This is a genomic window from Niallia sp. RD1 (genome assembly GCF_024219955.1).
GTDB lineage: Bacteria > Bacillota > Bacilli > Bacillales > Cytobacillaceae > Niallia > Niallia alba.
Window position 1 is genome coordinate 2,035,375 of sequence record NZ_CP100420.1, and the last position, 13,476, is coordinate 2,048,850.

The window sequence follows — 13,476 nt, forward strand, 5'->3', positions numbered from 1 at the left end:
ATATATTATAATTGAATAAATTTAATGTCTATCTGCAAAAACTGCCTCACCTCGGGTAGTTTTTTTGTATCATTAATAGACATTTTCCTTTAAACAGGGTTACTTGACCTACAAGGGCTAGGGTTATTAGTTATCGTTTTTTTGCGCTTATGTTGCGTCTACTTGCACTTCAGAAGTTATATTCAGTGAAGTAAAAGTTGTCTATAATTCTAACGTTTTTGGCATATACATAGAACACGTCCATTTAGACAGGAGAGTTCTTAATAAATGCCATATTTTATGAAAGCAGTTGCTATTCTTGTAGGCAGCATGTCAATAGCGTTGGGAATAAATACTTTTTTAATACCAAACAAAGTTTTAGATGGCGGAATTATTGGCCTAGGTTTAATTATTAGTTATTTATTAAATACAAACGCCGGGTTCACGATAATGGTATTGAGCATCCCCATTTTTGCTCTAGCTTGGTTTAAGTATCGTTCATATTTTTTTAATAGTTTGCACGGTATGCTTTTATCATCATTTTTTATTGACCTTTTTCATAACGTTAATCAAGTTCCTATAAAATTTTCACCAATTCTTAGTTCATTTACAGGTGGTGTATTCATTGGTTTTGGCATTGGTCTTATGCTTCGCTTCGAGACAAGCACAGGTGGAACAGATTTATTAGCCCAGTACTTTTCTGAATTCATTAAAATTAATGTTGGGATCATCATTTTCATTATGGATGTTTTTGTTATTTGTCTTGGGGGTTTATTCGTTTCAACAGAAACTTTCTTTCTTTCGGCTATAACTATTTCATCTGGTGGAATAACTACAAGCCTTTGCACTTGGAATTTTAAAAGCAATGATTATTGACCAAGTAATTCCAATTAATAACAATTAGGCAACTGTCTAGTCATTGGACAATCGCGGAGCATATGATGAAATTGTTATTATCAAATAGGTAAAAATCATTAACAAGGATGTTTTAATAAAAGGTTTGTGTCATTTTGAATAATTTACTTTTGATAAGTCTATTATCAATTACCGGAGGCCACTTACCTTTTCATAACCAGAAGCATTAACGAAATTTACCTATTTGTACTTTTAAACATGTCGATTGTTTTTTGAATATTATGGATGAAAATTATGGTCGGGAGATGAAGAGGAGTGGAAGAAGTAGAAGAAATACAATATCGTGAAGAGTTGCTGAAATGGTGTGATAACATTTATTTGCATTGGGAAAGAATGAAACCAAGGTTTTCAAAATTATTTGATTTGAAGACCTTAGAGGAATGGGAAGAGTCATGTCGTGGGTTGAAAGAAAAATTACAGATAGATACAGAAGCTGATCTTGATGAATATCACACAGCAAAAAACTTATATGAACAGTGGGAAATGTTGTATGGAGAATCAATAAGTGGTAAAGAAGACGTTAATTCCGATGTGAGGGAAGGTGTGGAGTTGTCCACTCAATCTGATCGCGAAATCGAATTGTCGGATCGGGAAAGTGATAAAGAGGACGAACTTATACGGGTGACAATTAATTTGGAAATACCGAGACAGGATTTAAGGAAAATTTTATTAGACTATAAAATGGAAGTCTAGCCATCCCAAATAGAGAGGGGTCAAAATTCGTATAGAGAAAACGCCAAACCCTATGTTCAAGGTGTTGGCGTTTGTTCATTTTTTACTCTTTATAAATAGTTATTTACACAACACTATTATTAAATTCCAAGTATCAAAAACCAGACAAGCAAGATCTCAATCTTCCAGAAAGTCCAGTAGACGTCCCAACATCTTTAAAAATAGATGGGGAAATTTTATGGGATAATTTACATGAACTCGGATTTGATCAACAGTGGTTAGATAACCAATTAACTACTAATGGATATAATAATGTAAAGCGTATACTCTATGCAGATTGGCGAGAGAGTGAAGGCATACATGTAAGTCCTAAATAAAATTTGTTAGGATAAGAGCACATCAATTTTCTTGATGAATATAAACTTTAGTCTTCAACAATCAGGCGCTTTAATGAAGTAACTAAAGCCAAATTTTTCACTTATAACACCGAGAAATTAGACTTTTTATATTTTGATTTCCTTAACGTTGTAAATCCGCATTTTCCTGACGCTACCCCTCCTATAAATTGTAACATTTTAGGAGGTGTAAATTCACTGGGAATTAGAGTAAAGATTTTTAATAAAATTCTTAAATTAAGTACTGATTATTTTTATACCTATAATAACCAGTATTTTTAGATTCAATACTTAACAATACTTATGTATTGAATTTTAAACAAATCCTTTATTAATACGATTTTTAATAAACGAAATTTTCCGTCCATTGATTTAGTTTACATAATATCGAAATCAAACCCCAATTTTGGGGTAAGAGGATCAAAAAAAAGCACCTTCAAAAAAAGATGCTTTACTTCCAATATTCATAATGATTTGCAATGAAGATCTGTAAATAATCATTAAAATTAATTTCCGTTAACTCTCTGACATTACTCCATTCAAAATACTTAATATTGCTAATCAACGAGTAGAATTTAGGGTTTTTTAGAAGGCTAATTATTACTGAATTTCTAATTTGATACTGTTTTGATTCTGAATCAGGTTTATTTTCAATAATATTCCGAATAACACCGAGTAAGAGATCTGTTATCTCCACCCCTATTTCTTCCCCTTTTGGCACTAACTGACTTGTTAATACCACATAATGTTCTCCCCGATACAATGATTGAATATTGAGCTGCTCTTTTATTAAATCATTTAACTGAAAGCTTTTATATTCTGTAGAGTCTTCTATGTAGATGTCAGTTGTGATGTCTACAGTACGACCATATCCCCTCAAAAGACCATATATTATACGTTCTGGGAATTTTGTATAAATCATCCTATCGATTAAATCCTCACCAAATCCCCTTCTATTCGCTAACATTGAGTAGTCATAATGAATAACGTTAAATTTAAGCAAATGATGATATTCAGCAATAAGATTTAAAGCCTTAACGATATTTGTACGATAATCAGCTTTACCCGTAACATCTTTCCAGTGAAGCTTTACGGTTCCATCTCTTAATTGTTGGGATAAAGCTTCAATTTCTGGTAAAGAATAGATCTTAGAAGGAATTGAAAGTCCACCCATAAGATTAGGTTTATCCTTTCTTTTCCCACTCTCATCAAAAAACACTTTTATATTTTCATTTTGAACCATCATTTTCCCCTCTTCGGAAGGTTGACAAAGAATATATTATTAGGTAATATTGGTTTACATATCAGTTCTCACTCTGGTAGTGCGAACTATATAAAGACAAAACATTCACTCATCCTGGTGATGCGTGAAATTTGTTGCTTACCTAACTGCCTACCTTGGTAGTTTTATTTATTTTCTTTTCTTACATAATAGCATGATTTAAAATTTTCAAACACTTCCTAATTTCAGGGAAGTGTTTTTTATAGTTAAAACAATAATATAAATCGGACAATACTTTAATCTGACGATAAATCGAATATCAGTTCCATCTGTCCAAGCTTTCTATCTTTCTATACAATAACGGTAAATGAGATCGGAGGTTTTTACTATGAGTGGAACGGACGGAACACTAACTGTAAGAGATATGACGAACCGTTTGAACATTGGTGACAGTACATTGCGTAAATGGTGCTTATCTTTAGAAGAACACGGTTATAACTTTTACAGAACGGATCAGAACAAGAGGATATTCACGCAGCAAGACTTAATCGTTCTCCAACAATTTCAAAAACTTGTTCAAGAGAAAAACATGTCAATGAATAACGCTTCTTTAGTAGTAACAACAAAGCATCAGAAGGCACCGTTCTCTGATGAGACGGAAATAGAACAGGAAAACAACGTTCCTTCAATGCGTTCTGATAATCAATTTATCGAACGTTTGATGACATACATAGAACATCAAGAAGAACGCCAAAAACAGCAAGAACAGTTTAACAAAGCATTATTGGAACGGTTAGATCAACAACAGAAATACATAGAAGAACGGCTTAATAAGCGTGACGAAACACTGATCCAATCATTAAGGGAAGTCCAGGAGACAAAGAAGCTAATTGCAGCTGCAGAAGAGAAAAGGGAAGAAGAAAGCAAGAAAGGGTTCTTTCAACGCTTATTCGGTAAATAACAGTGGATTTAAGGATACGTGGTGTTTTGATTTATGAATGCGATACTTGTGGTACATTCTTCAACACTTGGGTCGTGGTTAAGTCGCGTTAACGATTTTGTTCCTAAAAAAACATGTTAATCAACTGCTCCAGTTCGCTTAATTTCCACCTTTATATTTGGTTTTATCTTTAGTGCTGAATATTTTTGTCTTAAATCTTCCTCAGTTAAATAGGAATATTTTCTAACACTTCTTATTTTTCTTCCGATGCCAATGGGATCCGTATTTAAATTTTTAAATTCCTCAAGTATATATCCAAATTCTTTGTTTAGGGCTTCACCAATTAGTTGCTCCATTTTGTTTAGTGAATCTTTATTTTTCACAGAAATAGATGGTTGAAATTCTAATGTTGAAACGGAAATCGTTGCATTTAAATGAACCAATTCTTCGTTCTTTATTTCAATGTTTCCTTTGTACTTTATTGGATGAAGTGTAATCTTATAAATATCACTTTTAGGAAGGTTGAGTTCGGCCATACCTCTTTTCTCTAGTTCTTCAGCAGCAATCTCTACAGTTATATCCCCTAAAAATGCCTTATTATTTGTGAATAATTTTATGTAAAGGGTGTTTATCAACGAAATAGATCCAACAATTTTATCATCTTTGAATAATGCAACACCATCTATAGAAGGTGCTACCCCATTTGCATTTTTTATCATGGGTAGGGTAGGATCGATACCAATTTCATATAGTGTGGTTATAAAATCATGTAAGTTGGAGTTGACTAACATTTCTTTCTTTTCGTGTTTATCCAATAGTTGATAGATATAGGATCCCATTTCGGGATATTCTTCATAGTTTTTATTTTTAATCGTCTCCTCAGCATTATCAGTAATGGCCAAAAAGATTAAATCACTGATACTGCTATCTCGTTGCATAGTATCCAGAAAAGAAGAAATTCCTACTGTTTCTGCCATATTTTTATTAAACAGTATGGTCCTTAATTGACCAGACGTAATATCATGGCTTGTCTGTTCCTCTAGTTTTTGTCTGATTTCCTTACTAGTCGTTCCTTCAGCCGAAAGGGTTACACTAGTCTTTTCTTCTTTTCGGTCAAATTGTAACAAACTGATAGTGCCTTTGTATGTATTGTCATCAAGCAAGTCAAAACCAATAATCGTTGAAATTCCTTGCATTTCTATTATTTTTTCAGGGGCCATACATGCAGTACAAAGAAGAGAACACAGCAGAATAACAATTTTTTTCATTCTTTCAACTCCTTCTGGAACGAGTATTGATTTTTGATTTTATAATGGTTATTCCATACAAGAAAATCGGATAGATAAACCACAGAAAAAATCCAATTTTGCCAATTTGATCAAAAAAATAATTATTATCTACTCTTTTAGTAATGAAAAAACTGCAGATAAAAGGGATAATGGAGATGAGCCATATTCCATATTTCTGTTTTATATGAAAAATCTGTTTAATACCCATGGAAGAAATATACAGAGTGATACATAGGTTTGGAAAAATAACTAAAATCCATAATGGAACCGCAACAAATTCAAAGCGCTCAATAAATGGAAAATGGACCGTGCTAATCATGCTGACAACAGGCCATACATTCTTCTCTAATTCTTTCGCGCTAAAAAATAAAATAGAAACAACAGTTGTTATTAAAACAAGAATGGTCGTAAACCAGACTGCTATTTGACTAAACAGCTGTAGTTTATTTTTCTCCTTTATAAATGGAAAAATAAAAAATAACGTCTCGAAACCTAACATTGTATAACTGCTCTTGACAACTCCTTTCATAATTTCTGAAGGAGTTGTCGTCATAATAGGTAAAATCCTAGTTAGGTTTATGGTTTGAAGTGGTCGGTACACAACAAATAGCAGCCATATAGTCAATAAAAAGGATAAGAAGCAAACACCGGTCACTACTCTAAATCCGCCGGATACAGCATAAATGGTTAATATTAATAAAGCCAATACCCAGACCCATTCATAGACACCTTCATATCCCCATGTTAGTGACAAGTCGACATAACTAATGGTAATCGAATAATGGACGGCAATAAAGTAAATGACAATAAGGAAGTTAAAAATACTACCAATCAAGCGTCCGAATATATGTTCATGAATTTCAAAAAGAGTACCACCTTCATTTTTTTTTAGGATAGAAATCATTAACCATGTAATCAAGCTAACGAATAAACCAGATAGTAAAATGGATATCCAAGCATCTTTTTTTGATTCTAGATACACAATTCTTGGAACTCCAAGAATTCCCATACCAATTTGCGAAGTGTGTATGATATAAAACGCCATAAAGGCGTTAACAAATCGTATATTTGATTTCATTTTGCACCTCAAAATTCATCTAAATCTGTTATATTTCTTAATCGATCCTTTAGGCGAATGGAGTCTTTTGGTCGATTTACTAACGGTCGCCTCATATAAAAATGGTGGGGGAGACGTATTAAAAAATATTGCAAATCTTTCATTCTTAGCGGATATAGAGGTGCAAGATAAGGTTTATTTAAAGAAGTTAATTTTAACAAGTGAACCATTAGAATACATATACCAAAAATGATTCCATTTAACCCCCAAACACCTGCTAAAATAATGATTGGAAATCTAGCAATTCTGACAGCAGTGCCCATTTCATAAATAGGAGCCGAAAATGCCCCTAATGCACTAAATGCAACAATGATAATTAAAATATTGCTAGTTAATCCTGCCTCAACCGTTGCTTGGCCAATGACAAGACCTCCTACAATTCCCATTGTTTGTCCTACTTTTGAAGGAAGGCGGGCACCAGCTTCTCTAAGTAACTCAATTAACAATTCTAGTAAGAGTGCTTCTAATAAGGGCGGAAAAGGAACTTGTGAACGTGATTGTCCAATGATAAATAACAATTTAGATGGTATGAGTTCAAAATGATAAGTCATGGCAGCCACATAAATGGCTGTTAAAAAAATAGAACCTACCATAGCAAAAAATCGGATAAAACGAATAAATGTACTTAAAGACCATCTCAAATAGATATCTTCTGTTGATTCGAAAAATGAGAAAAAATTAGCAGGACCTATAATCCCTACTGGGCTACCATCTATAAAAACACCAATTCGCCCGTTTATAATCGAGTAGATGAATCGATCGGGCAGCTCTGTTAATATAAATTGTGGAAATAAAGAGTAATGATTATCTTCTAGGCATTGAGCCAAAACGGAACTGTCACTTATATTATCCGTTTTTAATTGTTTAATCCTTTCCTTAAGTGTCTGAAGAGTGTCATCGTTCGCAATATCTTTTATATATACAATTCTTACTTGCTTTTGAGCGCGTTCCCCAATCTTTATTTCATCCGTGCACAAATTATAATCATTTAGATTTTGTCTGATTATCTTAACGTTAGAAGTTAATGATTCAGTGAACGAAATTTTAGGTCCATATACTAACGATTCTGTTTCTGCTTTCTCAATAGAGCGTTCAATGGGATTTGCGCAGTTCACCATGAATCCCTTTTTCTCTTCTAAGAAATAAATATAAGCAAATCCATTTAATAGGGAAGAGATAACTTCTTGTTCCTCTATATTTACCATTATTTCTTCTATAGGAATGTTTTTCATTAAATAGGTGTAATGTAAGTATTCTACAGAAAGTTGTTCAATGTATTTAATGACATATTCATTTAGAATCTCTGGCTTAATTAAATTCTTCATGAAAATAATATGAATCCCCACTTGTCCAGCTTCAATCTTTCGACAATTCAAGTCGGGTGATTCATTAAGAATCGATTTAATTTTTTCATAACCTGGCAAGCTCTCATTATTATTATGCTCTGTCATTCTTAACATTTCCTTCAACGTTTTTTATAGTGTCTGTTAAAAAAATTATTTTATACAGAATATCATTAAGAATCGATTTAATTTTTTCATAACCTGGCAAGCTCTCATTATTATTACGCTCTGTCATTCTTAACATTTCCTTCAACGTTTTTTATAGTGTCTGTTAAAAAAATTATTTTATACAGAATATGGATAGAAGGATCGTAGAACCAATACATCATAATGGACAGCGTTAAACCATTATTGTGTCTAGTTTAAGAGGTTGGTTTCTTGTCAGTTATTACCCGTTTATTTTTAATGGAGAGACACTTAATTCTGCCTTAAGGAGCGGTAAGACTTTCTTAGCTTTGGAAATTTGAGGTTCTTAGGATGCCAAGTAATTTGTTTAGCCATCGCTAAAATAGTATTTATTTTGGTTAAAAGAAGAATAAAATATGATTTTATCAAGTGAGTGTTTATCCAAAAGTTTGTTAGTTGCTGGTACTTTTATCTATATTATTTTATGTTATGGAAACAATCTTCCTTATTACATCCGTACAATGGGTCAGTGTTTTAGTTTGTGAATAAATGTACTTAAAGTAAAGGATGCGTTTTTTCCATAACAATACATTTTAAAAAGTCCATTATATGCAGGATCTTACTCAAGCCAAGCGTATCTTGGACTGTTTTTGTTTATTAACCCTTTTAAGGGTAGGATAGAGGCAAAAGGATTTTTTAAATCCACTTAAATTTTCAAAAAATATAAGTGATATGAAAGGCTGGAAATCAAATTATATATTTTAGAAGCATAATGGGGTGACTAAAATGGAAATATTTCTAAGTGGGGAGACCGACATGGAGGTAGCCGAACAATTTAGAGAGATTAGAAATGAATTTGAAGCTAAACTAGAAAGCCTTAAGGATAAAAACTATGGTAGTGAATTACAAAGTATTGGAATAACTCCAATTGTCGTAAATCTCTCTCCTGAGTATGAGGAATCAGGCTTTTTTAAAGAAAGAAAACTATTTAAGAAAAAAGAAAAAGATGCAGGTTATAGGCTTCGAATAAACTTCGAGAAATTTGTTAGTGGTGATTACAATATAAAGAGATTATTATTAGCAAAAAATATTATTATCAATCAGATCATTAGGAACTAAGGCAAAAAAGGACTTTGATGCCATATCCTTAGAAAAAGATATTTATAGAAAAAATTATATATTTTAATGTAATGAGTCAATTTCATAAGTCTAACTTTTAAAAAATCAAAAACTTGCAGAATTTAATTCCTTTTAATTTTTTTACTTTGATTAAGCAACTTGTTGTTGATTTAACATTTGATTAAGACGGTCTGCAGCTAATTTTGAAGCATTATAAACTAACGTAACGAGGTCAAAATGGACTTTAGCCTTTTTTCCTGTACGATAACGAACATTGTTTAATTGGAAATATCCCTTAAGATAAGCATTCACACGTTCTACCGCCGTGCGTCTTTTGAAGATTTTTTTCCATGTTTGAGATCCACGTGCTGGCGCTGTAAATTTTCTTAAATCTGTAGTGATTTTTACTTTATACACCTTTTGACATAGAGCATCATTGGCTAGTGGACAGTCTTTACATTCGTTTGGACGTGTGTATTTTAGTGTTTCATATTTTACTTCAAAGCTATCATAGCGATAGGAATGTTCACGGACACAAGTAGGAGCGAAATGCTTATCAAAACCAATTGGTTCTGGTTCATTGCGTTTATTATAAGCAATCACAGCTCGATGACCCATTCGATGTATTTGCGTATAAACGGCTTCAAAATCGTAACCAGCGTCCATTGTTTCATAGAGTAAAGAAGAAAGCGATATTCGTTCATGAATTCCTTTTAATAAAGGAATCGCAGCCTTTCCGTCATTCAAGTTGGCCGAAGAAAGAAGGGATTGAAGAATATATTGACTGGATGTTCCAACAGCCAAATGAGCTTTAAATCCATACCAAAAAACGTTTTTTCCTTCACTGTTTTTTTTCACACCCCACTGTGGATCTTGAGGAATTTCAGCTCGAAGGTCGGCTAAAGGAATGTCTAACTGATCTTCGATTTTTTTATCAAAAAGAGGCAGATTGGCTTCCAGTTCCGCCTTTTCAATGAGCCATTTTTCATATTCTTCTTTTGATTTACGCCCACGCTTTTTCGGTTCACTTTTCGGTTGTTCTTCCTTTGGTGGTGCTCCATCTTTTGCGAGAAAGTGTGTAGCGTCAATGGCTACTGTGTCATCGGAAATAAAACCTTCTGAAATCGCTTGATGAAGCAAGGTTCCTTGGACTTTTTCAAGTACATTCGATTCACTGAGGATTGTGACCATTCTGGAATAAGCTGCTTCTGACGGAATAGTATCTGACACTAAAAAGCCACAATCAAGGCGAAAAATCATGTCATTCTGTAATCTTTTCACTAAATCTTTAATAAATGAAATACGCTCTGTGATTCTAGCAACGAGTGAATAAATCATCGCTGCATAGTTCAACTTAACGGGTCTTCCAAAACGTGATTTCTTCGTTACCACAGCGAAGATTGGGTCTATATCAATAGAAGAAAAAATAGCTTCAAAACGTTGGGTAGGTTCTAAATTATATAATTCTTGTAGGTCAAATAGGCTTCCTTGTCGTATAATAGTCATAGGGAGTCTTCCTCCAGTCTTATAAGTTTGTGTGGTGCTTACTTATTTCGACATTTTGGGGAGGTACTCCTTTTTTCGTACATTTGATAGCTTGTGGCTCTAAGGATTTAATTTATGAAATTGATTCGATTATATAAATTGGTTCATTTGTTATTATGTTTAAAATAAATTGTTTTCAATATGCATTTGCAATCAGTATACAAAGACAAAAAGATGCTAAAAAAACTTTAGCATCCTTCTTATTTAGTTTAGATATAAGTATTAGACTTTAAACAAGGGGAATTTTGTTAGATCAGTAGAGGTAGTATAGTCTTTTGACCAAATGGTATGCTCTTCAAACCACTTATAGGCCTCATTCATATTTTTTCTAAGTTCAACCTCATCTTTTCCCACTAAAATCATACTTGCTATTTTATCACCGCTAAAATCTCCGCCTGTATAAGAATCCCCTATTTGTCCATGTATTTGATAGTCTTTGATATAATCAAAAGGTATATTAGTAGGGATTTTAACCAACTTCCCCCATTTAGGAGGGCAAAGAATCCATCCGCCTAAATTATTTAATTTTGGTTTCACATTTTCTTCAAGTCCACATTGTAACCTTAAAACAGAGCGATTTAAATTAATGCTACAACATTCTTCAAGCATTTTATTTACTCTTCCTAAACCAGTTCTACTTGTAATTTCACAAACTAATAACTTTCCGTTATTCTCCTCAAAAACCTCTAAATGAAAAGTGAAAATATCTGGTGAAGGCATAGCCTTTAGTACCTTTTTGGTATAATCAATCAATTTATTGAAAGTTGGATTTTTTGGTTCAAGCATGTAACTAGAAGTGAAGCCATCATTTAACCAACAGCGATTCAGGGACAAATAAGCAGATGGCCAAACAAACATTAATTCACCGTCTTTTACTAGACCGTCAATATGATATAATTTTGCTTCAATATAATTTTCCACCATCATATTTTTTTCGAAATCATTTTCTAAAAATTTTTGTAAATCAGATTCACTTCTAATTAAAACTATCCCCATTGAACTAACTAGATTTCTAGGCTTAACAATTACCGGATATTTGTATTCCTCAATAAACTCAATTAAGTCAATGGGAGACTTTAATTCCCTATATTCTGGGATAGCAATATTATGATAATCAAGATGCTTTTTCATAAGTAATTTATCACGATAAGTAGTTGCACTTAATAAGCCCTGCCCTGGAATATTAAGATATTCCCTTAAATGTGCTAATCGTATGAGGTCAAATTCATCTAACCCTAGAATTCTTTGAAATGGTTCCTCATAGTGATAATCTAATGCAAGCTTATGAATATTTCCATTTGTATTATAGTTTTTAAACGATTCAATATTTTTGTATTGGGTGCTATTAAAAGAACTTGCTACCGCTTCATCAGAAAATAAGATAATATCTTTATGAATCTCTGGTAACCATTGATCATATGGCGTTTCGTCAATCATAAAAGGCATACTTCGGGGCAAGATTAACACAAACGTTATTAAAGAGAATTTTGATGATGTCTTAAGGCTGGCACATTCAATTCGAGAAGGAAGAGTTTCTGGGTCATTAATCATGGGGAAATTAGGTTCATATGCAAGACAAAATAAAATAGCTACAGCTCTTCGAGAGATTGGGAGAATTGAAAAAACAATCTTTATTCTTGACTATATTACGAATGAAACATTAAGAAGAAGGATACATCGTGGACTAAATAAAGGAGAAGCCATGAATGGATTGGCTAGAGCTTTATTTTTTGGTAAACGTGGTGAATTCAGAGAACGTGGGATACAAGATCAACTACAAAGAGCTAGTGCATTAAATATATTAATTAATGCAATAAGCGTATGGAATACTGTGTATTTAAGTGAAGTGACAAAGGAATTTAAGAAAAATAATGTCCTAAAAGGGGTCCTACCAACGAAAAGCGCAAAACATACGCTAAGAAATTTCAACAAAATAAAACCCAATGATTCCTACGCTAAGTAATCATCGGCTTTTATTTTACAAAAGTCCTTTAAACGTTATGGGGGAATCCTATTTATATTCTCAGATACATTGATTTAAGTTGATTACCAAGATGAATGAATTACAAGTGGAAACTTGATAATAAGGGAAGCATCAGGAAAACTGCAGTTTTCTGATGCTTCCCTTATTATCTTTCAATTTAATGGGATATGTTCTGTACTCAAGTTCATCATTTGGGACTAGGAATATGTATAAATCTAAAACAATTAAACAAAAATTTACTATATTTACAATGTCGTTATGCTAAAATTGTAAAAAAGAGCCATATGAACGGAGAAATAACGGAAGAAACGACAAGTGTTTCTTTTAACTACGGAAAAGAACCAGACTACATAAAAGTATATCTCGACAATATTGTTGTGTTAGCAGAAATACAAGGATGGATAAGTAAAGTATTATACGAGCTTATAAAGGGCGTAACTTATGCAAATAAAGGCCAATTTATCATTATTAACTCAGGATATAAACGAATTGTAGCTGAGAATTTAGGGATTAAACAACAATCAGTAACTAATGCAGTTAATCAGTTAACCAAAAAGAATATTCTAATAAAAAAAGAAACAGGCGTTTTCTTATTAAATCCTCAATTCTTTGGAAGAGGTGAATGGAAAGATATATCTAAAATTAGATACGAAGTAGAACTAAGTGCAGACGGAAAAGTTATGAGATTAAAAGACACAAATTGAAAAAATCATTAAAACATCGTGTTCATTCTTTTGAACACGATGTTTTCTACAACTGCACATATATGTTCACTTTGAGTTAACATAAAACCATTTATAGGTAGTGATAAAATCAATTGATAACTCTAC

At 32.6% G+C, this 13,476-nt stretch carries 13 protein-coding genes and 1 pseudogene; 7 read left to right on the forward strand and 7 right to left on the reverse strand.

From position 1 onward, the window contains the following. Nucleotides 1-267: 267 nt before the first annotated feature. From NKG37_RS09710 to NKG37_RS26300, 3 genes are all read left to right on the forward strand, one after another. Complete coding sequence (locus NKG37_RS09710; RefSeq protein WP_169187804.1) at nt 268-855, forward strand: YitT family protein; 588 nt, start codon at nt 268-270, stop codon at nt 853-855. A gap of 294 nt (nt 856-1,149) precedes the next feature. Next, the gene (locus tag NKG37_RS09715; protein ID WP_160549868.1) at nt 1,150-1,587 is read left to right on the forward strand and encodes a hypothetical protein; all 438 of its coding nucleotides are present in this window, start codon (nt 1,150-1,152) and stop codon (nt 1,585-1,587) included. Nucleotides 1,588-1,688: 101 nt separating this feature from the next. Next, nucleotides 1,689-1,943: a YetF domain-containing protein gene (locus NKG37_RS26300; protein WP_328823064.1), complete on the forward strand. Its 255-nt coding sequence runs from the start codon at nt 1,689-1,691 to the stop codon at nt 1,941-1,943. A gap of 469 nt (nt 1,944-2,412) precedes the next feature. Here NKG37_RS26300 and NKG37_RS09720 read toward each other — a convergent pair whose 3' ends face one another. Continuing rightward, on the reverse strand, nt 2,413-3,204 hold the full coding sequence (locus tag NKG37_RS09720; RefSeq protein ID WP_145584947.1) for a DUF3800 domain-containing protein: 792 nt from the start codon (nt 3,202-3,204) through the stop codon (nt 2,413-2,415). A gap of 367 nt (nt 3,205-3,571) precedes the next feature. Between NKG37_RS09720 and NKG37_RS09725 the strand changes: the two genes are divergently transcribed. After that, a complete protein-coding gene (locus NKG37_RS09725; protein ID WP_169187806.1) occupies nt 3,572-4,144 on the forward strand; it encodes a DUF3967 domain-containing protein in 573 nt (190 codons plus the stop codon). 116 nt (nt 4,145-4,260) lie between these two features. Here the strand turns inward: NKG37_RS09725 and NKG37_RS09730 are convergent, their stop codons facing one another. From NKG37_RS09730 to NKG37_RS09745, 4 genes are read right to left on the reverse strand one after another with little or no spacing between them, the layout of a single operon-like run. Next, nucleotides 4,261-5,391 carry a Ger(x)C family spore germination protein gene (locus NKG37_RS09730; RefSeq protein WP_254416149.1) on the reverse strand — a complete coding sequence of 377 codons (1,131 nt, stop codon included), beginning with the start codon at nt 5,389-5,391 and terminating at the stop codon, nt 4,261-4,263. A 4-nt stretch (nt 5,392-5,395) separates the two neighbouring features. Continuing rightward, nucleotides 5,396-6,490, reverse strand: coding sequence for a GerAB/ArcD/ProY family transporter (locus tag NKG37_RS09735; protein WP_254416150.1), 1,095 nt, complete (start codon nt 6,488-6,490; stop codon nt 5,396-5,398). An 8-nt stretch (nt 6,491-6,498) separates the two neighbouring features. Beyond that, the gene (locus tag NKG37_RS09740) at nt 6,499-7,980 is read right to left on the reverse strand and encodes a spore germination protein (RefSeq protein ID WP_254416151.1); all 1,482 of its coding nucleotides are present in this window, start codon (nt 7,978-7,980) and stop codon (nt 6,499-6,501) included. Continuing rightward, nucleotides 7,967-8,107, reverse strand: coding sequence for a hypothetical protein (locus NKG37_RS09745; protein WP_224428611.1), 141 nt, complete (start codon nt 8,105-8,107; stop codon nt 7,967-7,969). The genes NKG37_RS09740 and NKG37_RS09745 overlap by 14 nt, the downstream gene beginning before the upstream one ends. A gap of 677 nt (nt 8,108-8,784) precedes the next feature. On the opposite strand from NKG37_RS09745, the gene NKG37_RS09750 reads away from it, so the two are divergent. Next, nucleotides 8,785-9,117 (forward strand): Imm44 family immunity protein, encoded by a 333-nt coding sequence (locus NKG37_RS09750; protein WP_318010530.1) that lies wholly within the window; start codon nt 8,785-8,787, stop codon nt 9,115-9,117. 150 nt (nt 9,118-9,267) lie between these two features. On the opposite strand, the gene NKG37_RS09755 is transcribed toward NKG37_RS09750, so the two are convergent. Together NKG37_RS09755 and NKG37_RS09760 are read right to left on the reverse strand one after the other, a co-directional pair. After that, nucleotides 9,268-10,623, reverse strand: a complete 1,356-nt coding sequence (locus tag NKG37_RS09755) for a transposase (protein ID WP_169187604.1) — start codon at nt 10,621-10,623, stop codon at nt 9,268-9,270. Nucleotides 10,624-10,884: 261 nt separating this feature from the next. Beyond that, nucleotides 10,885-12,213, reverse strand: a complete 1,329-nt coding sequence (locus NKG37_RS09760; RefSeq protein ID WP_367976424.1) for an ATP-grasp domain-containing protein — start codon at nt 12,211-12,213, stop codon at nt 10,885-10,887. On the opposite strand from NKG37_RS09760, the pseudogene NKG37_RS09765 reads away from it, so the two are divergent. Together NKG37_RS09765 and NKG37_RS09770 are read left to right on the forward strand one after the other, a co-directional pair. Then, a pseudogene (locus NKG37_RS09765) lies at nt 12,098-12,517 on the forward strand (Tn3 family transposase); the annotation flags it as partial. The gene NKG37_RS09760 and the pseudogene NKG37_RS09765 overlap by 116 nt on opposite strands. 296 nt (nt 12,518-12,813) lie before the next feature. Further along, entirely contained in the window at nt 12,814-13,350 is a 537-nt protein-coding gene (locus tag NKG37_RS09770; RefSeq protein ID WP_082802776.1) for a replication/maintenance protein RepL, read from the forward strand. The last annotated feature ends 126 nt before the right edge of the window (nt 13,351-13,476 follow it).

What these genes read in the sequence shown, in the direction of transcription:
- NKG37_RS09710 (WP_169187804.1), top strand. Translation starts at nt 268, where the DNA reads ATGCCATATTTTATGAAAGCAGTTGCTATTCTTGTAGGCAGCATGTCA.
- NKG37_RS09720 (WP_145584947.1), bottom strand. Translation starts at nt 3,204, where the DNA reads ATGGTTCAAAATGAAAATATAAAAGTGTTTTTTGATGAGAGTGGGAAA.
- NKG37_RS09725 (WP_169187806.1), top strand. Translation starts at nt 3,572, where the DNA reads ATGAGTGGAACGGACGGAACACTAACTGTAAGAGATATGACGAACCGT.
- NKG37_RS09730 (WP_254416149.1), bottom strand. Translation starts at nt 5,391, where the DNA reads ATGAAAAAAATTGTTATTCTGCTGTGTTCTCTTCTTTGTACTGCATGT.
- NKG37_RS09735 (WP_254416150.1), bottom strand. Translation starts at nt 6,490, where the DNA reads ATGAAATCAAATATACGATTTGTTAACGCCTTTATGGCGTTTTATATC.
- NKG37_RS09740 (WP_254416151.1), bottom strand. Translation starts at nt 7,980, where the DNA reads ATGACAGAGCATAATAATAATGAGAGCTTGCCAGGTTATGAAAAAATT.
- NKG37_RS09745 (WP_224428611.1), bottom strand. Translation starts at nt 8,107, where the DNA reads ATGACAGAGCGTAATAATAATGAGAGCTTGCCAGGTTATGAAAAAATT.
- NKG37_RS09750 (WP_318010530.1), top strand. Translation starts at nt 8,785, where the DNA reads ATGGAAATATTTCTAAGTGGGGAGACCGACATGGAGGTAGCCGAACAA.
- NKG37_RS09755 (WP_169187604.1), bottom strand. Translation starts at nt 10,623, where the DNA reads ATGACTATTATACGACAAGGAAGCCTATTTGACCTACAAGAATTATAT.
- NKG37_RS09760 (WP_367976424.1), bottom strand. Translation starts at nt 12,213, where the DNA reads ATGATTAATGACCCAGAAACTCTTCCTTCTCGAATTGAATGTGCCAGC.
- NKG37_RS09770 (WP_082802776.1), top strand. Translation starts at nt 12,814, where the DNA reads ATGTTCTGTACTCAAGTTCATCATTTGGGACTAGGAATATGTATAAAT.